Consider the following 26,467-nt stretch of genomic DNA (forward strand, 5'->3'; position numbering starts at 1 on the left):
GACACCCTGAGTGAGGACACGGATCGCCATGCTCGGCTGCCGAAGGACCCGTACCAGGCCCGCTCCTGTACCCACGGCCGGCTGAGCCGATGGGTGCCGATCGCTCCTACGCGTACGGCGCCGCCGCCGGCCTTCTCGGTGACCTGCTCCTCGGCGATCCGCGCCGCGGGCATCCGGTCGCCGCGTTCGGGCGTGCGGCCGCTGCCGTGGACCGCGCGTTGTGGCACGACCACCGCGGCTGGGGCGCCGTGCACACCGTCGTGTGCGCCGGTGGCGCCGTCGCACTCGGCACGCTGGCCGCACGCGCCGTACGCCCCTCCCCCGCCGCCTCCGCCGCGCTGACCGCCGCCGCCACCTGGGCGGTCGTCGGCGGTACCTCGCTCGCCCGGGAGGCCCGCACGATCGGACGCGCCCTGGAGTCCGGGGACGTCGAGGCCGCGCGGGCGCGGCTGCCGCATCTGTGCGGCCGGGACCCGCAGGCGCTGGACGCCGACGGGATCGCCCGGGCCGTGGTCGAGTCGGTCGCCGAGAACACCTCCGACGCCGTCGTGGGCGCCCTGGTGTGGGGGGCGGTGGCCGGGGTGCCCGGGCTGCTGGGGTTCCGGGCCGTCAACACCCTGGACGCGATGGTCGGTCACAAGTCGCCCCGCTACCGCCGCTACGGCTGGGCCTCCGCCCGGCTGGACGACCTGGCCGGCTGGCCGGGGGCCCGGCTGACCGCCGTCCTCGCGGCCGCGGCCGGACCGGACCCGCGCGGTGCCCTGCGCGCCTGGAAGGCCGACGCCCGCCGGCACCCGAGCCCCAACGCCGGGCCCGTGGAAGCGTCGTTCGCGGGGGCGCTCGGCGTCCGGCTGGGCGGAACGCTCTCCTACGGCGGCCGGGTCGAGCACCGGCCCGTGCTCAACGGGGACACCGGCCGGGCCGTCCGGATCACCGACATCGACCGGGCCGTACGGCTCTCCCGCCGCGTCGGCCTGCTCGCGCTCGGCGGCACGGTCGCCGCGCGCCTCCTCGTCAAGAGCGTCAAGGGCCTGAAGGGACGTGCGAAGTGAACGGGGGACTCCTCGTCGCCGGCACCACCTCCGACGCCGGCAAGAGCGTCGTGACAGCCGGGATCTGCCGGTGGCTGGTGCGCCAGGGTGTGAAGGTCGCGCCGTTCAAGGCGCAGAACATGTCGCTCAACTCCTTCGTCACCCGCGAGGGTGCCGAGATCGGGCGGGCGCAGGCCATGCAGGCCCAGGCGTGCCGGGTCGAGCCGACCGCGCTGATGAACCCGGTGCTGCTCAAACCGGGCGGCGAGCAGAGCAGCCAGGTGGTGCTGCTGGGCAAGCCGGTGGGCGAGTTGAGCGCACGCGGCTACCACGGCGGGCGGCAGCAGAAGCTCCTCGGCACGGTGCTGGACTGCCTGGCCGAGTTGCGGGGCACGTATGACGCGGTGATCTGTGAGGGCGCGGGCAGCCCGGCCGAGATCAATCTGCGCCGGACCGACATCGTGAACATGGGCATCGCGCGGAACGCGCGGCTGCCCGTGCTGGTGGTCGGCGACATCGACCGCGGGGGCGTCTTCGCCTCCTTCTTCGGCACCGTGGCCCTGCTCTCGGCGGAGGACCAGGAGCTGGTCGCCGGGTTCCTGGTGAACAAGTTCCGAGGCGATGTCTCCCTGCTGGAGCCCGGCTTGGAGATGCTGTACGGCCTCACCGGGCGGCGCACGTACGGCGTGCTGCCGTTCCGGCACGGGCTCGGCATCGACGAGGAGGACGGGCTGAGGGTCTCCCTGCGCGGAACCGTGCGGGAATCCACCGTGGCTCCCCCCGTCGGCGAGGACGTACTGCGCGTCGCCGTGTGCGCGATCCCGTTGATGTCCAACTTCACCGATGTGGACGCGCTCGCCGCCGAACCGGGGGTCGTGGTGCGGTTCGTGGACCGGCCGGAGGAGCTGGCGGACGCGGACCTGGTCGTCATCCCGGGCACGCGCGGCACCGTGCGGGCGCTGGAGTGGCTGCGGGAGCGCGGGCTCGCGGACGCCCTCGTCCGAAGGGCCGCCGAAGGACGCCCGGTTCTCGGCATCTGCGGCGGCTTCCAGATCCTCGGCGAGCGCATCGAGGACGAGGTCGAGTCGCGGGCCGGCACGGTCGACGGGCTCGGTGTGCTGCCCGTACGGGTCCGGTTCGCGCGCGAGAAGACCCTGACCCGGCCGTCCGGACAGGCCCTGGGCGAGCGGGTCGAGGGGTACGAGATCCACCACGGGGTCGCCTCCCTGGAGGGCGGGCAGCCCTTCCTCGACGGCTGCCGGGTCGGTCAGACGTGGGGCACCCACTGGCACGGCTCGCTGGAGTCGGACGGCTTCCGCCGGGCCTTCCTGCGCGAGGTGGCCGCCGCCGCGGGCCGCCGCTTCGTGCCCGCGCCCGACACCTCCTTCGCCGCGCTGCGCGAGGAGCAGCTCGACCGGCTCGGCGACCTGATCGAACAGCACGCGGACACGGACGCGCTGTGGCGGCTCATCGAGTCGGGCGCGCCGCAAGGACTGCCTTTCATCCCACCGGGAGCGCCTGCATGAGCACAGTGTTGTTGTTGTCGACCGCCGACACGGATCTGCTGGCGGCCCGGGCCTCCGGCGCGGACTACCGCATCGGCAACCCGACCCGGGTGGACGTCGGGCAGGAGCTGCCGGGGCTGCTCGCGGGCGCGGACCTCGCCGTCGTACGGCTGCTGGGCGGCAAGCGCGCCTGGGAGGAGGGGCTGGCCGTCCTGAGGGCGTCCGGCGTGCCGACCGTGCTGCTGGGCGGCGAGGCCGTACCGGACGCCGAGCTGATGGCCGAGTCGTCGGTGCCCGCCGGTGTCGTGGCGGAGGCGCTGAAGTACCTGGTCGAGGGCGGTCCCGCGAACCTGCTGGAGCTGTCCCGGTTCCTCTCGGACACCGTGCTGCTGACCGGTGAGGGCTTCGAGGAGCCGCGCAAGATGCCGGAGTACGGCGTCCACGGCTCCCGCGAGCTCCAAGGCGGCCGGCCGACCGTGGGCGTGCTCTTCTACCGGGCGCACGAGCTCAGCGGCAACACCGCCTTCGTGGACACCCTGTGCGACGCGATCGAGGCGAAGGGCGCCAACGCCCTTCCGGTGTACTGCGGTTCGCTGCGGGGCGCGGACGCCGGGCTGTACGAGCTGCTGGGGCAGGCCGACGCGCTGGTCGCGACCGTGCTCGCGGCCGGCGGCACGCACGCCTCCGAGGCGTCGGCGGGCGGTGACGAGGAGTCCTGGGACATCGGCGCGCTCGCCGATCTCGACATCCCGGTGCTGCAGGGGCTGTGCCTCACCTCCTCGCGGGCCGCGTGGGAGGAGTCGGACGCCGCCCTCTCCCCCATGGACGCGGCGATGCAGGTCGCGATCCCGGAGTTCGACGGCCGGCTGGTCACCGTGCCGTTCTCCTTCAAGGAGCAGGGTCCGGACGAGGTCCCGGTGTACGTGGCCGACCCGGAGCGGGCCGCACGGGTGGCCGGAATCGCCCTGCGGCACGCGCGGCTGAAGCACAAGCCCAACGCGGAGAAGAGGATCGCGCTGGTCTTCACCGCGTACCCGACCAAGCACTCCCGGGTCGGCAACGCGGTCGGTCTGGACACGCCCGCGTCGGCGGTGCGGGTGCTCGACGCGCTCAGGGACGCCGGGTACGGGCTCACCGCATACCCTTCCGGCGGCGACGAGTTGATCCACCGGCTGATCGAGGCCGGCGGCCACGACGTGGAGTGGCTGACGGAGGAGCAGCTGGCGGCGGCGCCCGCGCGCGTCCCGCTGGCCGACTACCGGGCGTGGTTCGAGACGCTGGACCCGGACCTCAGGGACGCCATGGTGGAGGCGTGGGGCGAGCCGCCGGGGAGTCTGTACGTCGACGGTGAGGACATCGTGCTGGCGTCCCTGCAGTTCGGGAACGTCGTGGTGATGATCCAGCCGCCGCGCGGCTTCGGCGAGAACCCGATCGCGATCTACCACGACCCCGACATGCCGCCCTCGCACCACTACATGGCGGCCTACCGCTGGCTGGAGAACAGCTTCGGCGCCGACGCGATCGTGCACATGGGCAAGCACGGCACGATGGAGTGGCTGCCGGGCAAGGGGCTCGGCCTGAGCGCCGGCTGCGCTCCGGACGCCGTCCTCGGCGACCTCCCGCTCATCTACCCGTTCATCGTCAACGACCCCGGCGAGGGCACCCAGGCCAAGCGGCGCGGCCACGCCACGGTGGTCGACCACCTGGTGCCGCCGATGGCGCGTGCCGACACCTACGGCGACCTGGCCAAGCTGGAGCAGCTGCTGGACGAGTACGCGCTCGTCTCCGACCTGGACCCGACGAAGGCACCGGCCGTCCGCGCCCAGATCTGGACGCTGGTCAAGGCGGCCGAGCTGCACCACGACCTGCATGTGGACGAGCAGCCGGACGACGAGGCGTTCGACGAGTTCGTCATGCACATCGACGGCTATCTGTGCGAGATCAAGGACGTGCAGATCCGCGACGGCCTGCACATCCTGGGCGGCGGCCCGGTCGGCGAGCCCCGCGTGAACCTGGTGCTGGCGGTGCTGCGGGCGTCCCAGGTGTGGGGCGGTCGGGCGAACGCCCTGCCCGGACTGCGGTCCTGCCTCGCCGCCCACTTCGGGCTGGACGAGAAGGAGTTGCTGGCCGAGCCCGGTGCCCCGGTGAAGGTGCCGGTGGAGCTGACGGACCTCGTGGTGGGGCCGGCTCGTACCGCCTCGGACGCGGTCGACCTGCTGGAGCAGCTGTGCCGGCGGATCGCGGAGGGCATGGAGGAGCGGGCCTGGGACCGCACGGCCGTACCCGCCGTGCTGCAGGACGCGCTCGGCACCGAACTCCCGGCCGCCGTCGCGGTGCTGGAGTTCGCCTGCGACGAGGTCGTACCGCGCCTCGCCCGCACCACCGACGAGATCGGGCACATCCTGCGGGCCCTTGACGGCGGCTATGTCCCGGCCGGGCCCTCCGGCTCTCCGACCCGGGGTCTGGTCAACGTGCTGCCGACCGGCCGGAACTTCTACTCGGTGGACCCCAAGGCCATCCCCTCGCGGCTGAGCTGGGAGGTCGGCCAGTCCCTCGCCGACTCCCTGGTGCAGCGGTATCTGCAGGACACGGGCGCGTACCCGAGGTCCGTCGGCCTCACGGTGTGGGGCACGTCGGCGATGCGCACCCAGGGCGACGACGTCGCCGAGATCCTGGCGCTGCTGGGCTGCCGTCCGGTGTGGGACGACGCCTCGCGCCGGGTCACGGGCTTCGAGGTGGTCCCGCTCGCCGAGCTGGGCCGGCCGCGCGTCGACGTCACGGTCCGGATCTCCGGGTTCTTCCGGGACGCGTTCCCGCACGTCGTCGCGCTGATCGACGACGCCGTACGGACCGTGGCCGAGCTGGACGAGCCCGCCGAGAGCAACTTCGTGAAGGCGCACGCCGACGAGGACACCGCCGAACACGGTGACCGGCGGCGCGCGACGGCCCGGATCTTCGGCTCCAAGCCGGGGGCGTACGGCGCCGGTCTGCTGCCGCTGATCGACGCCCGCAACTGGCGCTCCGACGCCGACCTCGCCGAGGTCTACGCGGTGTGGGGCGGTTACGCCTACGGGCGCGGGCTCGACGGGCGGGCGGCGCGCGGTGACATGGAGACCGCGTTCAAGCGGATCGCGGTGGCGGCGAAGAACGTCGACACCCGCGAACACGACCTGGTCGACGCCGACGACTACTTCCAGTACCACGGCGGGATGGTCGCCATGGTCCGGCATCTCACCGGCGCCAACCCCGAGGCGTACGTGGGCGACAGCGCCGTTCCGGACCAGGTGAGGACGCGCACCCTGGGCGAGGAGACCCACCGCGTCTTCCGGGCCCGGGTGGTCAATCCGCGCTGGATGGCGGCCATGCGCCGGCACGGCTACAAGGGCGCCTTCGAGATGGCGGCGACCGTGGACTACCTGTTCGGCTACGACGCCACGGCGGGCGTGGTCGACGACTGGATGTACGAGAAGCTCAGCGCGGAGTACGTCTTCGACCCGGAGAACCGGGACTTCATGAAGAAGTCCAACCCGTGGGCGCTGCGCGGCATCACCGAACGGCTGCTGGAGGCGGCGGACCGGGGCCTGTGGGCCGAGCCGGACGCGGAGACCCTGGAGCGGCTGCGCGCCACCTACCTGGAGCTGGAAGGCGACTTGGAGGGCGACGACCAGTGACAACCCCCTTCCCTTTTACGGCCGTTGTCGGTCAGGACGACCTGCGGCTCGCACTGCTGCTGAACGCCGTGTCCCCGGCGGTCGGCGGGGTGCTGGTGCGCGGCGAGAAGGGCACCGCCAAGTCGACGGCCGTGCGCGCTCTTTCGGCGCTGCTGCCGGAGGTCGCCGTGGTGCCCGGCTGCCGCTTCTCGTGCGACCCGGCGGCACCGGATTCCGGGTGCCCCGACGGTCCGCACGAGCCGGGGCCGGGTGCGCGGCGGCCCGCGCGGATGGTCGAGCTGCCCGTCGGTGCCTCCGAGGACCGGCTGGTCGGTGCCCTGGACATCGAGCGGGCGCTCGCGGAGGGCGTGAAGGCGTTCGAGCCGGGTCTGCTGGCCGACGCGCACCGCGGGATCCTGTACGTCGACGAGGTCAACCTGCTCCACGACCACCTGGTCGACCTGCTGCTGGACGCGGCGGCGATGGGCGCCTCGTACGTGGAGCGCGAGGGCGTCTCCGTGCGGCACGCGGCCCGCTTCCTGCTCGTCGGCACGATGAACCCCGAAGAGGGCGAGCTGCGACCGCAGTTGCTGGACCGGTTCGGGCTGACCGTGGAGGTCGCGGCCTCGCGCGAGCCCGAGCAGCGCGTCGAGGTGGTGCGGCGCCGGCTGGCCTACGACGACGATCCGGCCGGCTTCGCCGCGCGGTGGGCCGAGGAGGAGTCCGCCGTACGGCAGCGGATCGTCGCGGCGCGGGAGCTGCTGCCGCGGGTGCGGCTGGGCGACGGCGCGCTGCGGCAGATCGCGGCGACCTGTGCGGCCTTCGAGGTGGACGGCATGCGCGCCGACATCGTGATGGCGCGTACGGCGACCGCGCTGGCCGCGTGGGCCGGGCGGACGGACGTGCTCGCCGAGGACGTGCGGCAGGCGGCGCTGCTGGCGCTGCCGCACCGGCGCCGTCGGAACCCCTTCGACGCGCCGGGCCTGGACGAGGACAAGCTGGACGAGACGCTGGAGCAGTTCTCCGGCGAGGACGAGAGCGACGACGATCCCGACCCCGACGGTCCCGGTGGCGGCGGTGGGCAGCCGGCGCCCGACAGCGGCCCCCAGGGCGGCGGGGACACCGCCGCGCGGCCCGAGGCCGGGGAGGGCGGGGAACCGCAGGCGTCCGGCTCGACGGAGCAGTCGGCCGTACGGGCCGCCGAGCCGTTCCGGGCCAAGGTGCTGAGTGTGCCCGGGATCGGCGAGGGTACCGCGGGCCGCCGGTCGCGGGCGCGTACCGAGCACGGGCGGACCACCGGCGCCCGGCGGCCCCGGGGCGTGCTGACCAAGCTGCACCTGGCCGCCACCGTGCAGGCCGCGGCCCCGCACCAGCGGGCACGCGGCCGGTCCGGGCCGGGGCTGGTGATCCGCCGCGACGATCTGCGGCAGGCGACCCGGGAGGGCCGCGAGGGCAACCTCGTGCTGTTCGTCGTGGACGCCTCGGGGTCGATGGCGGCGCGGCAGCGGATGGGCGCGGTGAAGGGTGCCGTGCTGTCGCTGCTGCTGGACGCCTATCAGCGGCGGGACAAGGTGGGTCTGGTGACCTTCCGGGGGTCGTCCGCGGAGGTCGCGCTGCCGCCCACGTCGTCCGTGGACGCGGCGGCGGCCCGGCTTCAGTCGCTGCCGACCGGTGGCCGTACGCCGCTCGCGGCCGGGCTGCTCAAGGCGCACGAGGTGCTGCGCGTGGAGCGGCTGCGGGATCCGGCGCGGCGGGCGCTGGTCGTGGTCGTGACGGATGGACGGGCCACGGGCGGACCGGAGCCGGTCGCGCTGGCGGGGCGTGCGGCACGGCTGTTCGCCGCCGAACAGGTCGCCTCCGTCGTCGTGGACTGCGAGTCGGGGCCGGTGCGGCTCGGGCTCGCCGGGCAGCTCGCCGGTGAGCTCGGCGGTACGGCCGTCACGCTGGACGAGTTGCGGGCCGACTCCATCGCCGGGCTGGTCAGGGATGTGCAGGGGACTTCGAGGAGGGCCGCGTAATGCCGCAGGGGCAGCCGAGTGTCGTACCCGATGACGGTTTGACGACCCGTCAGCGCCGTAACCGTCCGCTGGTCGTCGTGCACACCGGTGTCGGCAAGGGGAAGTCCACCGCCGCGTTCGGGCTCGCGCTGCGCGCCTGGAACCAGGGGTGGCCGATCGGGGTGTTCCAGTTCGTCAAGTCGGCGAAGTGGAAGGTCGGCGAGGAACGCGCGCTGCGGGTGCTGGGCGACAGCGGTGAGGGCGGTTCGGTCGCCTGGCACAAGATGGGCGAGGGCTGGTCCTGGGTGCAGCGGGACGCCCAGATGGACAACGAGGAGAAGGCCCGGGAGGGCTGGGAGCAGGTCAAGCGGGACCTGGCCGCCGAGACGTACCGGCTGTACGTGCTGGACGAGTTCGCCTACCCCTTGCACTGGGGGTGGGTGGACACCGACGAGGTCGTGGACGTGCTGCGCAACCGGCCCGGCACGCAGCATGTGGTGATCACCGGGCGCAACGCGCCGGAGAAGCTGGTGGACTTCGCCGACCTCGTCACCGACATGTCCAAGGTCAAGCACCCCATGGACGTGGGGCAGAAGGGCCAGAAGGGCATCGAGTGGTGACATCGTCGGTGCCTCGGCTGGTCATCGCCGCGCCCTCCTCGGGCAGCGGCAAGACCACCGTCGCCACGGGGCTGATGGCCGCGTTCGCCGCGCGGGGGCTCGCCGTGTCCCCGCACAAGGTCGGGCCGGACTACATCGACCCCGGGTACCACGCGCTCGCCACCGGGCGGGCGGGGCGCAACCTTGACGCGTACCTGTGCGGGCCGGAGCTGGTCGCTCCGCTGTTCCTGCACGGGGCGCGGGGGTGTGACATCGCCGTGGTCGAGGGCGTGATGGGGCTGTACGACGGGGCGGCGGGCGAGGGTGAGCTCGCGTCCACCGCGCACGTCGCCAAGCTGCTGCGGGCACCGGTGGTGCTGGTCGTCGACGCGTCGTCGCAGTCGCGGTCGGTGGCGGCGCTGGTGCACGGGTTCGCTTCCTGGGATCCGGAGGTGCGGGTCGGGGGCGTGATCCTGAACAAGGTCGCGTCCGACCGGCACGAGGAACTGCTGCGGGAGGCGCTGGATCAGGCGGGGGTGCCCGTGCTGGGGGTGCTGCGGCGGGTTCCTCAGGTGGACACGCCGTCGCGGCATCTTGGGCTCGTACCGGTCGCCGAACGTCGCTCCGACGCCGTGAACGCGGTGACGGCCATGGCCGCACAGGTCGAGCGAGGGTGTGATCTCGAGGCTCTGCTGGGACTGGCCCGGAGTGCGGGAGCGTTGTCCGGTGCTCCCTGGGAGGCCCCCGTCAGCCCGACGCAGAAGCGCGCGGTGGTGGCCGTCGCCGGTGGGTCCGCGTTCACCTTCTCCTATGCCGAGCACACCGAGCTGCTCACCGCCGCCGGTGCGGAGGTCGTCACCTTCGACCCGCTGAGGGACGAGCAACTGCCCGAGAACGCCGCCGGGCTCGTGATCGGCGGCGGCTTCCCCGAGGTGTACGCGGCCGAGCTGTCCGCCAACGAGCCGCTGCGGAAGGCCGTCGCCGAATTCGCGCTGAGCGGTGCTCCCGTGGCCGCCGAATGCGCCGGGCTGCTCTATCTGTCCCGGGAGCTGGACGGGCAGCCGATGTGCGGGGTGCTGGACGCCGCCGCGCGGATGACGCAGCGGCTCACCCTGGGCTACCGGGACGCCGTTGCCGTCGGGGACAGTGTGCTGGCCGTCGCGGGGACGCGGATGCGGGGGCACGAGTTCCACCGGACCGTCGTCGAGCCCGGGGCCGGGGCCGCTCCGGCGTGGGGTGTGCGGGCGCCCGTCCGGCGGGTCGAAGGTTTCGTACAGCAGGGCGTGCACGCGAGTTATCTGCACACGCACTGGGCGTCCCGGCCCGGTGTCGCCCGTCGGTTCGTGGAGAGGTGCCGGACGTCATGAGCAGCAGGCTGGTCGGAGTCGGGGTCGGTCCCGGTGACCCGGAGCTGGTGACCGTCAAGGGGGTCAACGCACTGCGGGCCGCCGCTGTCGTCGTCGTGCCCGTGATGGACACCGGGGAGCAGGGGCGGGCCGAGGCGACCGTGCTGCACTACGTGCCCGAGGACAAGGTCGTCAGGGTGGTGTTCGCGCTGAACGAGCGGACCGACCGGGCGCGCCGGGAGGCCGCCTGGGACGCGGCGGGCGAGCGGGTCGCCGAGCTGCTGAAGCGGCACGCGTCCGTCGCCTTCGCCACCATCGGCGATCCCAACGTGTACTCGACGTTCACCTATCTCGCGCAGACCATCGCCGCCCTGGTGCCGGGTGTCGTCGTGGAGACCGTGCCCGGGATCACCGCCATGCAGGATCTGGCGGCCCGGTCCGGTGCCGTGCTGACCGAGGGCACCGAGCCGCTGACGCTGGTGCCGGTGACCGCCGGGTCCGCCGTGCTCAAGGAGGCGCTGGCCGGGCCGGGGACTGTCGTCGCGTACAAGTTCGGCCGGCAGGCCGCCGAGGTCGCCGAGGCGCTCGCGGAGACCGGGCGGCTGGCCGGTGCCGTGTGGGGGTCGGCGCTGGGGCTGCCGGAGGAGTCGGTGCGGCGGGCCGCCGAGCTGGACGGGACGCCGCTGCCGTATCTGTCGACGCTGATCGCGCCGCCGCGGCGGGACGGCGGACGGGGCGGGAAGCTGTGAGGCGGCCGGGGCGGCCGGCCGGGGCGGGAACCGGGGACACCGGCCGCCGGGCCCGGGTCCGGGTCCGTTCAGCCGCCGGACAGACCCACCACCAGCCAGATGAACGCCGCGCCCGCCACCGTGCACAGCAGGGTGGAGCGCGCGGGGTGCTCGTGGTGGGCCTCGGGCAGGATCTCGGCGGCGGCGAGATAGAGCAGGACGCCCCCGAAGAGGCCCAGGTAGCCGCCGAGGAGCGCTTCGGGGATGTGGAAGAAGGCGGTCGACAGCGCGCCCACCACGGGTGCGCAGGCGTCGGCCACCAGCATCGCGATCGCCCGGCGGCGGGCGTTGCCGTACAGGCTCGTGATGGTGAAGGTGTTGAAGCCGTCGGCGAAGTCGTGCGCGATCACGGCGAGCGCCACGGCGGTGCCCATGCCGCCGCCCACCTGGAAGGCCGCGCCGATCGCCACGCCGTCCATCGCGCTGTGGCCGACCATCGCGCCGGCCGCCGCCAGCCCCACCTCGGGTGCCCGGTGGTTGTGCCCCTCGGCGCCGCCGTGCGCGGCCTGGCGGGCGGCCAGGGTCCGTTCCACCAGGTGGGCCAGGAGAAAGCCGGCCACGAACAGCAGCAGGGCGGCGGGGACGCCGAAGATCTCGCGGCCGGCCGCGCGCAGCGCCTCCGGCAGCAGGTCCAGGCCGACCACGCCCAGCATCAGGCCGCCGGCCAGTCCCAGGACGAGATGGCGACGGTCGGTCACGCGCTGTGCCGTCCAGCCGCCGGCCAGCGTCATCAGGAACGCGCCGAGCGCGACGAAGACCGCCATAGGCCCTTGCTATCCGATGGAGGCACCTTCGCGCACATCCGGCGTCGCACACACCCCACCAGACCCTGACATTTCACCGATTCCGACTTGCGTTTCCGCAGTTTCCAGAGCTTCGTACGAGAGGACCCTCCCCATGGCCGATGCCCCCACCGGCAAGGTGACGTTCGTCGGTGCCGGCCCCGGCGCCGCCGATCTGCTGACGTTCCGCGCCGCGCGCGCCATCGCGGAGGCGGACGTGGTGATCTGGGCGGCGAGCCTGGTCCAGGCGGAGGTCCTCGAACACGCGCGTGCGGACGCCGAGATCCTGGACTCGGCGACCATGGCCCTGGAGGACGTCGTCGCGGTCTACCGGCGCGCCCACGCCGGGGGTCTGAAGGTGGCGCGGATCCACTCCGGCGACCCGGCGCTGTGGGGCGGCACGCAGGAGCAGCTGGACCGGTGCGCGGAGATCGGGATCGAGACCGAGGTCGTACCCGGGGTCTCGGCATTCTCCGCCGTGGCCGCTCTCGCGCGGCGCGAGCTGACCATTCCCGAGGTGGCGCAGTCCGTCGTCCTCACCCGGCTGGGCGGCGGCAAGACGCCGATGCCGCCCGGCGAGGAGGTGCGCGAGTTCGCCCGGCACGGTACGACGATGGCGATCTTCCTCTCCGCCGCGCGCAGCGGGCAGCTGGTGCGCGAGCTGCTGGAGGGCGGCTACCCGACGGACACCCCGGTGGTCGTCGCGTACCAGGCGACCTGGCCGGAGGAGCTGGTCGTGAGGTGCACGGTCGGCACGCTGGAGGAGACGGTCAAGGAGCACAGGCTCTGGAAGCACACGCTGTTCCTGGTCGGCCCGGCGCTGGACGCGCACGGCACCCGCTCGCACCTGTACCACCCGGGTCACTTCCACGGGTACCGCAAGGCCGACCCGGAGGCCCGGCGGGCCCTGCGCGAGCGGGGGGCGAGCAGTTGATCACGGTCGTCGGTGCGGGGACGGGGGCACCGGTTCCGGAGGATGTCCTCGCCGGGGCCGCCCTCGTCGTCGGCGGGCGCCGGCACCTGGACGCGGTACGGCTGCCGGAGGGTGCCGAACGGGTCGTGCTCGGGCCACTGGCGCCCGCCCTGGACACGATCGCCGAGTATGTCGACAAAGAGCTTCCGGTGGTGGTGCTGGCCTCCGGCGACCCGGGGTTCTTCGGGATCGCGCGGGTGCTGGCCGAGCGGTTCGGCTCGCGGCTGCTGCAGGTGCGGCCCGGGGTCTCGTCCGTCGCCGCCGCGTTCGCGCGGGTGGGGCTGCCGTGGGACGACGCCGTGGTCGTCAGCGCGCACGGCCGGGAGCTGCGTACGGCGGTCAACGTGTGCCGGGCGCGGCCGAAGGTGGCGGTGCTGACGGCGCCGGGCGCGGGGCCGGCGGAACTAGGGGCGGCGCTGCTGCGCCACACGCGCCAGCCGGGCCGTGTCCTCGTCGTCGTCTCCGCCCTCGGCTCCGCGGACGAGCGCGTCGAACGGGTCACGCCCGCCGAGGCCGCGGCCCGGGACTGGGGTACGGCGGTGAGCGTGGTGCTGTGCCTGGACCGGGCGCGGGCGCTCGGGCCGGTGCGTACGGTCGCCGGGGTTCCCGCGCGTCCTTCCCGGTGGGCCCTGGACGAGGGTGAGTTCGCCCACCGCGACTCCATGATCACCAAGTTCGAGGTACGGGCGCTGGCGCTGGCCCGGCTGGGGCCGGGCCTGGGCGACCTGGTGTGGGACGTGGGCGCCGGCTCGGGCTCGGTGGCGGTGGAGTGCGCGCGGCTCGGCGCGGCCGTCGTCGCCGTGGAGAAGGCGGCGGACGGGGTGGAGCGGATCCGCGCCAACGCCCGCGCCCACGGCGTGGACGTGGACGTGGTGCACGGCTCGGCGCCCGAGGCCCTGGACGGGCTCGACGATCCCGACGCGGTGTTCGTCGGGGGCGGTGGGCGCGAACTCCCGGACATCGTCGCGGCGTGCGCGCGCCGCGCCCGGCGAACGGTCGTGGTCGCGATGGCCGCGCTGGACCGCGTACCGGCCGCCCGAGAGGCGCTCACGGCCGCCGGGTTCACCTGCGACGGGGTGCTGCTGCAGTCGTCGCGACTGACACCGCTGCCGGGAGATGTGACCCGGCTCGCGGCGGCCAATCCCGTGTTTCTGCTGTGGGGCGTCAGGCGCCCAGCGGTAGGCGAAGGAGTTACCGATTGAATCCTCTCCCCCGTCGGCGGGGGAGATTCCCGGCTCACGCTGCTCGTCGGTTCGATGAACCGCCGAGTCTGACGCGATCGACACCAGCCGGGTTGAAACCAGCCCGGTTTATGAAGTTGTTGGAGGTTACTGCTGTGCTGGCTTGCTTCTCGCTCAGCGATTCGCGACCCTACCCGTCACCATCCGGAGGCACCCGGTGATTGGACTCATTTCCACCACCGCCGCCGGAACCGTCGCACGGGACCGGCTGGCCGCGGCCTGGCCGGGCCGGACGCGGGTGTACGAGGGGCCCGTCGGGGAGGCGGTGCGGTCCGCGTTCGCCGAGTGCGAGCAGCTGGTGTGCTTCCTGGCGACGGGCGCGGTGGTACGGCTGCTCGCACCGCTGCTCGGCGACAAGACGGCCGACCCCGGTGTGGTGTGCGTGGACGAGGGCGGCCGGTTCGCGGTGTCGCTGGTCGGCGGGCACGGCGGCGGCGCCAACGAACTCGCCCGTGCGGTGGGCGACTTGCTGGGCGCCGAGCCGGTGGTGACGACCGCGACGGACGCGGTGGGGCTCGCGGGCCTGGACACGCTGGGGCTGCCGTACGAGGGCTCGGTCGCGACCGTGTCCCGGGCCCTGCTGGACGGTGAACCGGTCGCGCTGGAGGCCGAGTTGGCGTGGCCGCTGCCGCCGCTGCCGGTCTCGCCGCGGGGCGCCTGCACCATCCGGCTCACCGACCGGGACGTCGTGCCCGGCGAGCGCGAGGTGCTGCTCCGGCCGCCGTCGCTGGTGGTCGGGGTCGGCGCCTCCAAGGGCGCGCCCGCGGAAGAGGTCCTCGGGCTCATCGAGGGGACGCTGCGGGAGGCGGGGCTCTCGCCGAAGTCCGTGGCCGAACTCGCCACCGTGGACGCCAAGGCGAAGGAGCCCGGCATCGTGGCGGCCGCCGGGCGGCTGGGAGTGCCGCTGGTGACGTACTCCGCCGAGGAACTGGCGGCGGTCGAGGTGCCGAACCCCTCCGAGGCGCCGCTGGCGGCCGTCGGCACGCCGTCGGTGGCGGAGGCGGCCGCGCTGGTGCGCGGAGGTGAACTCCTCGTGCCCAAGACGAAGTCGCAGGCCCGGCCCGCCATGGCGACCTGTGCCGTCGTACGGCGTCCGGGGCGCGGGCGGCTCGCGGTGGTCGGGCTCGGACCCGGCGCCCGGGACCTGCTGACCCCGCGCGCGGCGGCCGAGCTGCGCCGGGCCTCGGTGCTGGTCGGGCTCGACCAGTACGTGGACCAGATCCGCGACCTGCTGCGGCCCGGCACCCGGGTGCTGGAGTCGGGGCTCGGCGCCGAGGAGGAGCGGGCGCGCACGGCGGTCGCCCAGGCCCGCGAGGGGCACGCGGTGGCGCTGATCGGCAGCGGGGACGCGGGCGTGTACGCCATGGCCTCGCCGGCGCTCGCCGAGGCCTCGGACGACATCGACGTGGTCGGGGTGCCCGGGGTGACGGCCGCGCTGGCCGCCGGGGCGGTCCTGGGCGCGCCGCTGGGCCACGACCACGTGTCCATCAGCCTGTCCGACCTGCACACGCCGTGGGAGGTCATCGAGCGGCGGGTGCGGGCCGCGGCCGAGGCGGACATCGTCGTCACCTTCTACAACCCGCGCTCCCGGGGCCGCGACTGGCAGTTGCCGAAGGCGCTCGCGATCCTCGCCGGGCACCGGGAGCCGACGACGCCGGTCGGTGTCGTGCGCAACGCGTCCCGCCCGGACGAGTCCAGCCGGGTCACGACCCTGGCCGAACTGGACCCGGCGACGGTCGACATGATGACCGTCGTCACCGTGGGCAATACGGCCACCAGGATCATCGCGGGCCGCATGGTGACCCCGCGCGGCTACCGCTGGCAGGAGAGCACCCAGGAACGCACCCAGGAGGGCGCCCAGTGAACCCTGCGGCCCGTGTGGTCCATCCGATCGAGCAGGAGTCCTTCCGGCGGCTGCGCGCCCGTCTGGACACCTCGCACTTGCCGCCGCTGACCCGGGCGGTGGTGGAGCGGGTCATCCACTCCGCCGCCGACCTGGAGTACGCGACCGATCTCGTCATGGACGAGGGCGACCTGGTCGCGGCGCACGCGGCGCTGCACGCCGGGGCGCCCGTCGTCGTGGACGTGGAGATGGTCGCGGCCGGGATCACCCGCCGGGAGACGGTCTGCCGGCTGAAGGACGCCAGGTCCGGTGCGGGACTGACCCGTTCGGCCCGGGCCGTCCGGCTCGCCTACGAACAGGTCGGGCCCGGCGCCCTGTGGGTGATCGGCTGCGCGCCGACCGCCCTGGAGGAACTGCTCACCCTGGACGCCTCCCCCGCGCTCGTCATCGGCCTGCCCGTCGGTTTCGTCGGCGCCGCCGAGTCCAAGGCCGCGTTGCGCGAGAGCGGGCTGCCCGCCGTGAGCAACGTGTCCGAGAAGGGCGGTTCGGCGGTCGCCGCCGCCGCGCTCAACGCCCTGCTGTACCACCCCGTTTCGTCTGAGGAGACCTCGTGACCACCCCGCCCGCCCTGCTCATCGCCGGCCACGGCACTCGTGACGACGCCGGCGCCGAGGCGTTCCGCGACTTCGTGCGGCAGTTGCAGCTCCGCTCCGACATGCCGGTCGCGGGCGGCTTCATCGAGCTCTCCGCGCCGCCGCTGGGCGAGGCCGTCGCCGGACTGGTGGCACGGGGCGTACGGCGGTTCGCCACCGTGCCGCTGATGCTGGTGTCCGCCGGGCACGCCAAGGGCGACATCCCGGCCGCGCTGGCCCGCGAGAAGGAACGGCACCCGGGGATCTCGTACACCTACGGCCGTCCGCTGGGCCCGCACCCGGCGCTGCTGGGCGTGCTGGAGCGGCGGCTGGACGACGCGCTGGGTTCCTCCGGGCGGAGCCCCGGGGACCGGGCCGATGTGACGGTGCTGCTGGTGGGCCGCGGTTCGACGGACCCCGACGCCAACGCCGAGGTGTTCAAGGCGGCGCGGCTGCTGTGGGAGGGCCGTGGGTACGCCGGGGTGGAGACGGCCTTCGTGTCGCTGGCGGCGCCGGACGTGCCGAGCGGCCTGGACCGGTGCGCGGCGCTGGGGGCGCGGCGGATCGTCGTACTCCCCTACTTCCTGTTCACCGGGATCCTGCCGGACCGGGTGCGGCAGCAGACCGAGGGGTGGGCGGCCGCGCACCCGGAGATCGAGGTGCGGTCGGCCGATGTCATCGGTCCTGAGCCGGAGCTGCTGGATCTGGTGCTGGAGCGGTACGAGGAGGCCGTCAAGGGCGATCTGCGCATGAACTGCGACTCGTGCGTGTACCGGATCGCGCTGCCGGGCTTCGAGGACAAGGTGGGACTGCCGCAGCAGCCGCACTTCCACCCGGACGACGACGGCCACCACGGCCCCGGGCACGGGCACCACCATCACGGGGGGCACTCGCACAGCCATGCGCACTGAGGGAACGGAACCGGATCTGCGGCACCACGGGGACGCCGAGGTGCGGGACGACGGGGCCGCGTTGACCGACCTCGCCGTCAACGTCCGTGCGAACACGCCCCCGCCGTGGCTGCGGGAGGAGATCGCCGGCTCGCTGTCGTCCCTCGCGGCCTACCCGGACGGGCGGGCCGCGCGGGCGGCGGTGGCGGCGCGGCACGGGCTGCCAGTGGAGCGGGTGCTGCTGACGGCGGGCGCGGCGGAGGCGTTCGTGCTGCTCGCCCGCGCGCTGAAGGTACGGCGACCGGTCGTGGTGCACCCGCAGTTCACCGAGCCCGAGGCGGCGCTCAGGGACGCGGGGCACACCGTGGAGCGGGTGCTGCTGCGGGAGGAGGACGGGTTCCGGCTGGATCCGGCGGCGGTGCCGGAGGAGGCGGACCTGGTGGTCATCGGGAATCCGACGAATCCGACGTCCGTGCTGCATCCGGCGGGCGCGATCGCCCGGCTCGCCCGGCCGGGGCGGGTGCTGGTGGTCGACGAGGCGTTCATGGACGCGGTACCGGGTGAGCGGGAGGCGCTGGCCGGGCGGACCGATGTGCCGGGGCTGGTCGTGCTGCGCAGTCTGACCAAGACGTGGGGGCTGGCCGGGCTGCGGATCGGGTATGTGCTGGCTCCGGCGGAGATCGTCGCCCAACTGGAGCGGGCCCAGCCGTTGTGGCCGGTGTCGACGCCGGCGCTGGCCGCGGCCGAGGCGTGTGTCACGTCGCGCGCGCTGGCGGAGGCGGGGCATGCGGCGCATCGCATCGCGGCGGACCGGGCCCATCTGGTGGCGGGGCTGTCGGAGTTCGCTGCGCGGGGAGTGCGGGTGGTGGAGCCTGCGGAGGGGCCGTTCGTGCTGGTCCGCATGCCGGGGGCGGACGCCGTACGACACCGGTTGCGTGACCTTGGCTACGCGGTGCGGCGGGGGGACACGTTCCCGGGGCTCGGGGAGGAATGGGTGCGGGTGGCCGTGCGGGACCGGGTGACGGTGAGCGGGTTTCTCTCGGCGCTGTCCGTTGCGCTCGGCTGAGAGGTTCGGTTACGAGATCGCCCTCAGCCTTCCCCGCGTCCGTGCCCGGAGTCCGGCCAGCGCCTCGCTCGTCTCCTCGTCCGCCGGCAGGAACACCACGAGTTGCTGGGCGTCCGCCGGGGCGTCCAGGGTTTCGCGGGTGAGGCGGAGTTCCGGTCCTGCCGGGTGGTTCAGGCGGAGCACCCCGCGGCGCGGCACCGCGTGGCGGTTGATGCGGCGGGTGAACTCGGGGCCCGCCACGGGGGCCAGTTCCGTGCTGAGCCATTCCGAGTTCTCCTGGGACGGGCCGAGCCACAGGTCGAAGGCCTGCTCGTCGGCGACCTCGTCCCAGTCGGCGAAGAAGGCGCGTGCGCGGGGGTCGGTGAAGACGTACCGGGTGAGGTTCGGGGCGTCGCCGTCGAGCAGCCCGGTGCCGGCGGTCACCAGCTCGTAGCCGCTGGTGTGGGCCAGGATGTCGCCGAGGCGGTTGGTCACGGCGGCGATGCCCGGTTCCAGCAGGCAGAGGGTCTGGCGGAGAGAGGGGCGGACGTCCCGGCGGGCCGGGGCCGGGGGGCGGTGGGCGGTGCAGACGCCGCCGGTGATCTTCGCGAGGTAGCGCAGGTGGTTGCGCTCGTCGGGGTCGAGGCTGAGCGCGTCGGCGAGGGCGTTGACCACGGACACCGAGGGGTTGCGGTCACGGCCCTGCTCGATGCGGGTCAGGTACTCGACGCTGATGCCGGCCCGTGCGGCGAGGTCCAGCCGGCGCAGACCCGGGGAGCGGCGGCGGCCGCGCTCGGGCAGCCCCAGTGTCTCCGGCTGGATGCTGTCACGTTTGGCCCGGATGAAGTCCCCCAGTGGCGTACCCATGGGCCGAGGATAGGTCGGCGGCCCACGGTCGGTGGAGGGCTCAGGGTGGCCCTCCGGGGGCCAGCCTGGGCCCGGCCTGGTTACCTCGTGGCCGGCGGCCGATCGTGAGGGGCATGGAGAACACGCACAAGTTGCTGATCATCGTCGGAAGCGTCCGGGAAGGCCGGTTCGGGCCGGTCGTGGGTTCGTGGGTGGCCGAACAGGCCCGCGAGCACGGTGGGTTCGAGGTCGACGTCGTCGATCTGGCCGACGTCGACATTCCGTTGGCGCTGCCGGTCGAGTCGCCGAAGTTCGCCGGGGACGCCTACCCACGGCCGGCCGGGATGGCCCGGCTGACCTCGGCGCTGGAGGAGGCCGACGCGTTCGTCGTCGTCACCCCGGAGTACAACCACAGCTACCCCGCCTCCCTGAAGGCGGCCATCGACTGGCACTTCACCCAGTGGACGGCCAAGCCGGTCGCCTTTGTCAGCTACGGCGGCGCGGCCGGTGGCCGGCACGCCGTGCTGCACCTGGAGAACGTGCTGACCGAGTTGCACGCGGTGACCATCCGGGACGGTCTGGCCTTCCCGAACTACTTCACCGCGTGGCGGGACGGCCGCCCGCTGGACGAGCAGGCCCCCGGCTACGCCAAGACCCTGCTGGACCAGCTGTCCTGGTGGGCGGCCACGCTCCGGTCGGGCCGCAAGGCCGCTCCCTACCCGGCGTGACGGCCGGGCCCACCGCCGCACGGCCGGGCGGGGAGCGGCACAGGGAGGTGGTGTCAGCCCTTGCGGCGCCGGGCCACCGTCACCGCTCCCCCGCCGAGCAGCAGCAGTGCCAGCGCGCCGCCCGCGATGTACGGGGTCGCGGAGCTGCCGCCGGTCTCCGCGAGGTCGGCCTGGGATCCCTGGGGCTTTACGTCGGCCGCCGGGTCGTGGCTCGGCACCGGGTGGCGGGTGGGCGGGACCGCCGGGGACTCGCAGGTGGCCTTCGCCAGGGTGACCGTGCCCTCGACGTCGGCCACGTTGAGCTTCAACGGGTTGACGGAGACCTTGAGTTCGAGGGCGGTGGCGGCGGCCGTGCGGGTCGTGGTGCGCCGCTGGGCGAGGTCGAGGCGGACCTCGCCGACGCCGGGCACCTTGACCTCGGTCGGGCCGCCGGCGGTGAGGGTGACGCGCTTGCCGAGGACCGTGACGGCGCCGAGGACGTCGGCGTCGGCGACGGGTGCCTTGCCGGCCTCGCAGGTGGCCTTGGCGGTGACCGTGCCGACCTCGATCAGCGACAGCAGGGGCAGGCCGGGGACGTGCATCCTGGCGTCGACGAGCCGCACCGAGCCCTCGGCGCGCCTGGCGGTCACGGTGGCCTTCGCCGAGGCGACGTCCGCGCCGAGGACCGTGAACGGTCTGCCGCCGGCCACGCCGTCGAGCCGGGCGGACAGCGCGGTCCTGTCGGCGCTCTGCGGTGCCTGGACCTCGTTGAGGGAGACCGCGAGCGGGACGTCGACGGTCTTGTTGAGCAGGGACACGTCGAGCCCGGTGCGCAGGACGACGGCGGAGGCGCGACCGTGGTCACCGGTCGCGTGCGCGGCGCCCGCGCCCAGGACCGCGGGTGCCGCGGCGAGGGCGGTGACCGTCGCCGCGGCGGCGAGACGGCGTGCGGGCATGCGGAAGTTGTTGCTGTTCAAGGCGGTGGGACCCCCAGTGGAAACCTGCTTGGGACCCGTCAACCTTGTACACGCTGCGGGTGAACGGTCAGCGATCCTGCGTCACTTCACTCAAACGTGGATTTGCCGCACACCGATTCGAATCGGCAGGGCACAGCCGTTCCCCTGCCCCTTCCGCGGGCCTAGTCGACCACCAGTCCGTTCAGCACCACCCGGCGCGGTGCCGCCAGTACCCGTACGTCCGTACGCGGGTCGTCCTCGTACACCACGAGGTCGGCAGGCGCGCCCTCTTCCAGGCCGGGCCGGCCGAGCCAGGCGCGGGCGCCCCAGGACGCCGCCGACACGGCGTCCACGGCGGGGATGCCGGCGGTGACCAGCTCCGCCACTTCGTCCGCGACCAGACCGTGGGCCAGCGAGCCGCCGGCGTCCGTCCCGACGAACACCGGGATCCCGGCGTCGTAGGCGCCGCGCACGGTGTCGTAGCGGCGCTCGTGCAGCCGGCGCATGTGCGCGGACCAGCGCGGGAACTTGGTGTCGCCGCCGGCCGCGAGGTGCGGGAAGGTGGCGATGTTGACGAGGGTGGGGACGATCGCGACGCCGCGCTCGGCGAACAGCGGGATCAGGTCGTCGGTCAGGCCGGTCGCGTGCTCGATGCAGTCGATACCGGCCTCGACCAGGTCGCGCAGGGAGCTCTCGGCGAAGCAGTGCGCGGTGACGCGGGCGCCGAGCCGGTGGGCCTCGGCGATGGCCGCCTCGACCGCCTCGCGCGGCCAGCAGGCGGACAGGTCGCCGAGGTCGCGGTCGATCCAGTCGCCGACCAGCTTGACCCAGCCGTCTCCGCGCCGGGCCTCCTGGGCGACGTAGGCGACAAGGTCCTCGGGCTCGATCTCCCAGGCGAAGTTCCTTATGTACCGGCGGGTGCGGGCGATGTGCCGGCCGGCCCTGATGATCTTCGGCAGGTCCTCGCGGTCGTCGACCCAGCGGGTGTCGGAGGGCGAGCCGGCGTCCCGGATCAGCAGGGTGCCCGCCTCCCGGTCGGTGAGCGCCTGCTTCTCGGCGGTGGCGGCGTCGACCGGGCCCTGGGCGCCGAGGCCCACATGGCAGTGCGCGTCGACCAGGCCGGGCAGCGCCCAGCCCTCGACGGTCCGGACGTCCCCGGCCCCGGCGGGGCGGTCGTAGGACACCCGGCCCCCGACCACCCACAGCTCGTCGCGGACCTCCTCGGGCCCGACGAGGATCCGCCCCTTCACGTGCAGCACCGCGCCATCGCTCATGTCCTGCACCCTAACGACCTACGGCCGGTCCTTTCCCACCTGGTCGGAGGTCTCCTCCTCGACCTCGGCCATCGCCGGGTCGAGCAGCCGGGACAGGAAGTGGCGGGTGCGCTCGTGCCGCGGGTCGCCGATGACCTGCTCGGGGCTGCCGTCCTCGACGATCACGCCGCCGTCCATGAAGACGACCCGGTCGGCGACCTCGCGGGCGAAGGTCATCTCGTGGGTGACGACCATCATGGTCATGCCCTCGCGGGCGAGCATGCGCATGACGGCGAGGACGTCGCCGACCAGTTCCGGGTCGAGGGCGGACGTCGGCTCGTCGAAGAGCATGACCTCCGGGCCCATCGCCAGCGCCCGGGCGATGGCCACACGCTGCTGCTGGCCGCCGGAGAGCGAGGACGGATAGGCCTGCGCCTTCTCGGCCAGGCCGACGCGGGCCAGGTTCTCGGCGGCGATCCGCGCGGCCGCCGCCTTGTCCCGCCCGAGCACCCTGCGCTGCGGGAGCGTGAGGTTCTCGGTGACGCTCAGGTGCGGGAAGAGGTTGAACTGCTGGAAGACCATGCCGATCCGGCGGCGTGCGGCGTCGATGTCGACGTCCGGGTCGGTGAGCTCGGTGCCGCCGACGAAGACCTGGCCCTTGGTGGGCTCCTCCAGCAGGTTCACACAGCGCAGGAGGGTCGACTTGCCGGAGCCGGAGGGGCCGATGACGCAGACGACCTCGCCCTGGTCGATCTCCAGGTCGATGCCGCGCAGGACGTGGTTGTCGCCGAAGGACTTGTGCAGGTCCTGGACGCGGATCTCGGGGCGGGTCACTTGATCTCCTTCTGGGCCTTGGCCTCCAGACGGCGGGCGACGAAGCCGAGCGGGATGGTGACCAGCAGATAGCACAGGCCCGCGACCAGGATCGGCGTGGAGTTGGCGGTGGTGCTCGCCAGGTCCCGGCCGAACTTGGACAGTTCGCGCTCCTCCAGGGTCACGCCCAGCAGCAGCACCAGGGAGGAGTCCTTGAAGAGCATGATCAGCTCGTTGGTGAGCGGCGGGAGGATGATCCGGAACGCCTGCGGGATGATGATGGAGATCATCGCGCGGGCGGGCGAGAAGCCCAGCGAACGCGCCGCCTCCATCTGCCCCTTGGGCACCGCCTGGATGCCGGCGCGGAACGTCTCCGCCATGTAGGCGGCACCGATGAGTCCGAGGCCGAGGGCGCCCTTGCCGTAGGTGCCGCCGGGGATCTCCGTGCCCGGGAAGGCCAGCGGGACGGCCACCGCGATGAAGACGAAGATCAGCAGGGCGGGCAGGCCGCGGAAGATCTCGATGTAGATGCCGGCCACCCAGCGGTACGGCCCCACGGAGGACAGCCGCATCAGCGCGATGACCAGGCCGAGCACCAGTCCGAGGACGAAGCCGGACACCGTGTACAGGACGGTGTTCTTCAGCGCCAGCGTGATGACGTCCGGCCACATCTGCCGCGCGATGCCGCCCTGCGCGAACTGGTTCTGCAGCCGGCCCCAGTCCGCCGTGACCGCGATGGCGATCACGGCGGCGACGAAGACGGCGTACTGGATGCCGCGCGACAGCCGGCGCTTCTGGCGTCGCGTCAGCCCCTGCTTCTTCGGCTGGAGTTGTACGTCCGTGTCGGTCATGAGGCGGCGGGAGAGGCCACGGAGGGGTTGTACGGGCCGATCCACTGCTCGTAGATCTTCTTGTAGCTGCCGTCGGCCTTGGCGTCCTTCAGGGCCTTGTCGATCGCCTCGCGCAGCGCCGTGTTGCCCTTCTTGACCGTGAAGCCGTACTGCTCGCCGGTCTTGAGATTGTCGACGACCTTGAACTTGTCCGCGTTGGCCTTGTCCTTCAGCCAGCCCTGGACGACCGGGTAGTCGATGACGACGGCCTGGACCTGGCCGGTGCGCAGGCCGTTGAGGACCGCGTCGGAGGACTCGAAGGAGATCGGGTCGTAGCCCTTGCCCCTGACGTAGTCCTCGCCGGTGGTCTGCGCCTGGGCGCCGAGCTTCTTGCCCTTGGCCTTGACGTCGGCGAGCGAGTCGACGCCGCTGTTCTTGGCGACGAGGACGGCCTGGGTGGCCTCGAAGTACGGGTCGGAGAAGTCGACGTTCTTCTTGCGCTCGGGCGTGATCGTCATGCCGGCGGCGGCCAGGTCGCACTGGCCGGAGTTCAGGAAGGCGCCGGTCTTGAAGTTCTCGAACGGCGTGTCGACGATCTGCTGCTTGACGCCGAGGTTCTTGGCGACGAGGTCGATGAGGGAGACGTCGAAGCCCTGCACCTTGCCGTTGATCTCCGACTGGAACGGCGGGTAGGGCAGGTGGGTGCAGGTGGTCAGCTGACCGGCCTTGACGAGGTGGACCCCCTTGACGGTGGCACCGCCGCTCCCCCCGTCGCCGTTCGAGGAGCAGCCGGCCACGACGAGGACCAGTCCGGCGGTCGCGGTGGTGGCAGCCAGGAGGCGGGTCCGGCGTCCGAGGAGGGTTTTCATGGGGGATCTTCTCTGTGGGGGAACTGTGGGTTCCGATTATAAGGAAGGGTTTGAGTCTCTCAAATCAAACCGATGGTTACGGAGCCGTTGGACCTAAGATCGGTGGAGTTGTCCCCCGCGTTGACGCCGAGAACGAAGAGAGCACCGCCGTGACCCACCCCTTCCTCGATCTGCCCCCGCTGAGTGCCGAGCGCTTCGCCGCCATCGAGGACGGGGTCGCCCGGCTGCTGGACACCCGGCAGGACGTGCTGATCACGCAGGGTGAGGCGCTGCTGCCGCTGGAGGGCGCGATCCGCGCGGCTGCCGGGCCGGGCACGGTGGCCCTGAACGTGATCACGGGCCCCTACGGGCAGACCTTCGGCAACTGGCTCCGGGACGCGGGTGCCACGGTGTACGACCTCTCCGTGCCCTTCCACACGGCCGTGACCGCCGACCGGATCAGGGAGGCGTTCGCCCGGCACCCGGAGATCGACTTCGTGTCGCTGGTGCACGCGGAGGCGGCGACAGGCAACACCAACCCGGTCGCGGAGATCGGCGAGGCGGTACGGGAGCAGGGCGCGCTGTTCTACCTGGACGCGGTCGCCTCCGTGGGCGCGGAGCCGGTGCTGCCGGACGCGTGGGGCGTGGACCTGTGCGTGATCGGCGCGCAGAAGGCGATGGGCGGCCCGGCGGGTGTGTCGGCGATCTCGGTGAGCGAGCGGGCCTGGGCCCGGATGGCGGCGAATCCGAACGCGCCGCGCCGCTCCTATCTGTCCCTGCTGGACTGGAAGGAGCGCTGGATCGACACCGGCCGCGCGGTGCTGCCGCACGCTCCGGCGCAGTTGGAGATGCTGGCGCTTCAGGCGTGCCTGGAGCGGATCGAGTCGGTGGGGCTGGATGCGGTGATGGCCCGGCATCGCGACGCCGCGCTGGCCACGCGGGCCGGTGCGGTGGCCCTGGGCGGTGGCCTCGAGCCGTATGTGTACGAGGAGAAGGACGCGGCGCCGGTGGCCACGACGCTCCGGGTGCCGCCGGACGTGGTCGCCTCGGAGCTGGTGGCGCGGGCCCTGGCCGACGACCCGACGCTGCCGATCGCCGCCGGCGGCGGGGCGCTGGCCAGGGAGATGATCCGGGTGAACCATTACGGGGCGGACGCCTCGCCGGAGACCGTGCAGAGGTGTCTGGCGGCACTCGGGGCGGCGCTCGGCGTCTGACGCCGGGTCCTGGAAGCCTGCCCTGCGGACCCCCGTTCGTGCCGCGTGGATGTCAGTGGCCCGTGCCATCCTCCCCGCATGACCACACCACGGACGCCCCAGGCCCCGCACACCCTCCCCGACGGCCGGCCGATCCCCCCGATGACCGGGTCCGAGCGCGCCCTGCTGGAGGGCTGGCTGGACTTTCACCGGGCCACGCTGGAGCTGAAGTGCCGGGGGCTGGACGACGCGCAGGTGCGGCAGACCCCGGCCGAGCCGTCGGAGCTGACGCTGCTCGGGCTCGTGCAGCACCTCGCCGAGGTCGAGCGGAACTGGTTCCAGCGGGTGCTGGCCGGGCGGGAGGTGCCGCCGGTGTTCGAGGAGGCGACGGGGTACGCCCTCGATCCGGAGCGGGGGCTCGAAGAGGCGCTGGCCGTGTGGCGGCGGGAGATCGCGCGCGGCCGGGAGCTGCTCGCCGGGCTGTCCCTGGACGGTACCGGGCGGATCGTCGACGAGCCGATGGCCGGTGTCGAGGTCAGTGTGCGCTGGGTGCTGATCCACCTCATCGAGGAGTACGCCCGGCACAACGGACATGCCGACATTCTGCGTGAACGAATCGACGGGGTCACCGGAACATGAATTCAATTTAGCTTCACAATTTCCGCCAATTTTCCAGGTGGCAGCTTCCCATCTTCTTCT

The 26,467-nt window shown here is 73.2% G+C and carries 23 protein-coding genes; 16 read left to right on the forward strand and 7 right to left on the reverse strand.

Annotation, left to right across the window (positions count from 1 at the left end):
• Positions 1-89: 89 nt before the first annotated feature.
• From ACQPXS_RS13450 to cobI, 7 genes are read left to right on the forward strand one after another with little or no spacing between them, the layout of a single operon-like run.
• On the forward strand, positions 90-1,052 hold the full coding sequence (locus ACQPXS_RS13450) for a cobalamin biosynthesis protein (protein WP_433449382.1): 963 nt from the start codon (positions 90-92) through the stop codon (positions 1,050-1,052).
• Positions 1,049-2,557, forward strand: a complete 1,509-nt coding sequence (locus ACQPXS_RS13455) for a cobyric acid synthase (RefSeq protein WP_433449383.1) — start codon at positions 1,049-1,051, stop codon at positions 2,555-2,557. The genes ACQPXS_RS13450 and ACQPXS_RS13455 overlap by 4 nt, the downstream gene beginning before the upstream one ends.
• Positions 2,554-6,207: a cobaltochelatase subunit CobN gene (gene cobN / locus ACQPXS_RS13460; protein WP_433449384.1), complete on the forward strand. Its 3,654-nt coding sequence runs from the start codon at positions 2,554-2,556 to the stop codon at positions 6,205-6,207. Before ACQPXS_RS13455 ends, cobN begins: the two co-directional genes overlap by 4 nt.
• Entirely contained in the window at positions 6,204-8,204 is a 2,001-nt protein-coding gene (locus ACQPXS_RS13465; protein WP_433449385.1) for a putative cobaltochelatase, read from the forward strand. The genes cobN and ACQPXS_RS13465 overlap by 4 nt, the downstream gene beginning before the upstream one ends.
• Positions 8,204-8,803 (forward strand): cob(I)yrinic acid a,c-diamide adenosyltransferase, encoded by a 600-nt coding sequence (cobO, locus tag ACQPXS_RS13470; protein WP_351800978.1) that lies wholly within the window; start codon positions 8,204-8,206, stop codon positions 8,801-8,803. The genes ACQPXS_RS13465 and cobO overlap by 1 nt, the downstream gene beginning before the upstream one ends.
• The gene (locus ACQPXS_RS13475; RefSeq protein WP_433449386.1) at positions 8,800-10,149 is read left to right on the forward strand and encodes a cobyrinate a,c-diamide synthase; all 1,350 of its coding nucleotides are present in this window, start codon (positions 8,800-8,802) and stop codon (positions 10,147-10,149) included. Before cobO ends, ACQPXS_RS13475 begins: the two co-directional genes overlap by 4 nt.
• Positions 10,146-10,877 (forward strand): precorrin-2 C(20)-methyltransferase, encoded by a 732-nt coding sequence (gene cobI / locus ACQPXS_RS13480; RefSeq protein ID WP_433449387.1) that lies wholly within the window; start codon positions 10,146-10,148, stop codon positions 10,875-10,877. The genes ACQPXS_RS13475 and cobI overlap by 4 nt, the downstream gene beginning before the upstream one ends.
• 68 nt (positions 10,878-10,945) lie before the next feature.
• On the opposite strand, the gene ACQPXS_RS13485 is transcribed toward cobI, so the two are convergent.
• Positions 10,946-11,680, reverse strand: a complete 735-nt coding sequence (locus tag ACQPXS_RS13485) for a ZIP family metal transporter (RefSeq protein ID WP_356310510.1) — start codon at positions 11,678-11,680, stop codon at positions 10,946-10,948.
• 133 nt (positions 11,681-11,813) lie between these two features.
• Between ACQPXS_RS13485 and cobM the strand changes: the two genes are divergently transcribed.
• The 6 genes from cobM to cobC all read left to right on the forward strand — a co-directional run bounded on the left by cobM (position 11,814) and on the right by cobC (position 18,343).
• Positions 11,814-12,632, forward strand: a complete 819-nt coding sequence (gene cobM / locus ACQPXS_RS13490) for a precorrin-4 C(11)-methyltransferase (protein WP_351800970.1) — start codon at positions 11,814-11,816, stop codon at positions 12,630-12,632.
• The gene (gene cbiE / locus ACQPXS_RS13495) at positions 12,629-13,873 is read left to right on the forward strand and encodes a precorrin-6y C5,15-methyltransferase (decarboxylating) subunit CbiE (RefSeq protein ID WP_433449388.1); all 1,245 of its coding nucleotides are present in this window, start codon (positions 12,629-12,631) and stop codon (positions 13,871-13,873) included. The genes cobM and cbiE overlap by 4 nt, the downstream gene beginning before the upstream one ends.
• Positions 13,874-14,069: 196 nt before the next feature.
• The gene (cobJ, locus tag ACQPXS_RS13500) at positions 14,070-15,776 is read left to right on the forward strand and encodes a precorrin-3B C(17)-methyltransferase (protein ID WP_433449389.1); all 1,707 of its coding nucleotides are present in this window, start codon (positions 14,070-14,072) and stop codon (positions 15,774-15,776) included.
• On the forward strand, positions 15,773-16,369 hold the full coding sequence (locus ACQPXS_RS13505; protein WP_433449390.1) for a precorrin-8X methylmutase: 597 nt from the start codon (positions 15,773-15,775) through the stop codon (positions 16,367-16,369). The genes cobJ and ACQPXS_RS13505 overlap by 4 nt, the downstream gene beginning before the upstream one ends.
• Entirely contained in the window at positions 16,366-17,298 is a 933-nt protein-coding gene (locus ACQPXS_RS13510) for a sirohydrochlorin chelatase (RefSeq protein WP_433449391.1), read from the forward strand. The genes ACQPXS_RS13505 and ACQPXS_RS13510 overlap by 4 nt, the downstream gene beginning before the upstream one ends.
• Entirely contained in the window at positions 17,288-18,343 is a 1,056-nt protein-coding gene (cobC, locus tag ACQPXS_RS13515; RefSeq protein WP_433449392.1) for an Rv2231c family pyridoxal phosphate-dependent protein CobC, read from the forward strand. The genes ACQPXS_RS13510 and cobC overlap by 11 nt, the downstream gene beginning before the upstream one ends.
• Positions 18,344-18,352: 9 nt before the next feature.
• Here the strand turns inward: cobC and ACQPXS_RS13520 are convergent, their stop codons facing one another.
• Complete coding sequence (locus ACQPXS_RS13520) at positions 18,353-19,189, reverse strand: helix-turn-helix domain-containing protein (protein WP_433449394.1); 837 nt, start codon at positions 19,187-19,189, stop codon at positions 18,353-18,355.
• A gap of 113 nt (positions 19,190-19,302) precedes the next feature.
• Between ACQPXS_RS13520 and ACQPXS_RS13525 the strand changes: the two genes are divergently transcribed.
• Complete coding sequence (locus ACQPXS_RS13525) at positions 19,303-19,896, forward strand: NADPH-dependent FMN reductase (protein ID WP_399171859.1); 594 nt, start codon at positions 19,303-19,305, stop codon at positions 19,894-19,896.
• 53 nt (positions 19,897-19,949) lie between these two features.
• Here ACQPXS_RS13525 and ACQPXS_RS13530 read toward each other — a convergent pair whose 3' ends face one another.
• From ACQPXS_RS13530 to ACQPXS_RS13550, 5 genes are all read right to left on the reverse strand, one after another.
• Positions 19,950-20,852: an SCO1860 family LAETG-anchored protein gene (locus tag ACQPXS_RS13530; protein WP_365332423.1), complete on the reverse strand. Its 903-nt coding sequence runs from the start codon at positions 20,850-20,852 to the stop codon at positions 19,950-19,952.
• A gap of 161 nt (positions 20,853-21,013) precedes the next feature.
• Positions 21,014-22,105 (reverse strand): amidohydrolase family protein, encoded by a 1,092-nt coding sequence (locus tag ACQPXS_RS13535; protein ID WP_433449396.1) that lies wholly within the window; start codon positions 22,103-22,105, stop codon positions 21,014-21,016.
• An 18-nt stretch (positions 22,106-22,123) separates the two neighbouring features.
• Positions 22,124-22,918, reverse strand: coding sequence for an amino acid ABC transporter ATP-binding protein (locus ACQPXS_RS13540; protein ID WP_433449398.1), 795 nt, complete (start codon positions 22,916-22,918; stop codon positions 22,124-22,126).
• Positions 22,915-23,748: an amino acid ABC transporter permease gene (locus tag ACQPXS_RS13545; RefSeq protein WP_356310532.1), complete on the reverse strand. Its 834-nt coding sequence runs from the start codon at positions 23,746-23,748 to the stop codon at positions 22,915-22,917. Before ACQPXS_RS13545 ends, ACQPXS_RS13540 begins: the two co-directional genes overlap by 4 nt.
• Complete coding sequence (locus tag ACQPXS_RS13550) at positions 23,745-24,596, reverse strand: transporter substrate-binding domain-containing protein (RefSeq protein ID WP_433449400.1); 852 nt, start codon at positions 24,594-24,596, stop codon at positions 23,745-23,747. The genes ACQPXS_RS13545 and ACQPXS_RS13550 overlap by 4 nt, the downstream gene beginning before the upstream one ends.
• Positions 24,597-24,745: 149 nt before the next feature.
• Between ACQPXS_RS13550 and ACQPXS_RS13555 the strand changes: the two genes are divergently transcribed.
• Together ACQPXS_RS13555 and ACQPXS_RS13560 are read left to right on the forward strand one after the other, a co-directional pair.
• On the forward strand, positions 24,746-25,789 hold the full coding sequence (locus ACQPXS_RS13555; protein ID WP_433449401.1) for a pyridoxal-phosphate-dependent aminotransferase family protein: 1,044 nt from the start codon (positions 24,746-24,748) through the stop codon (positions 25,787-25,789).
• A 78-nt stretch (positions 25,790-25,867) separates the two neighbouring features.
• Positions 25,868-26,407 (forward strand): DinB family protein, encoded by a 540-nt coding sequence (locus ACQPXS_RS13560; protein WP_433449402.1) that lies wholly within the window; start codon positions 25,868-25,870, stop codon positions 26,405-26,407.
• Positions 26,408-26,467: the final 60 nt, after the last annotated feature.

The sequence above is a fragment of the Streptomyces sp. CA-142005 genome (assembly GCF_050942335.1).
GTDB lineage: Bacteria > Actinomycetota > Actinomycetes > Streptomycetales > Streptomycetaceae > Streptomyces.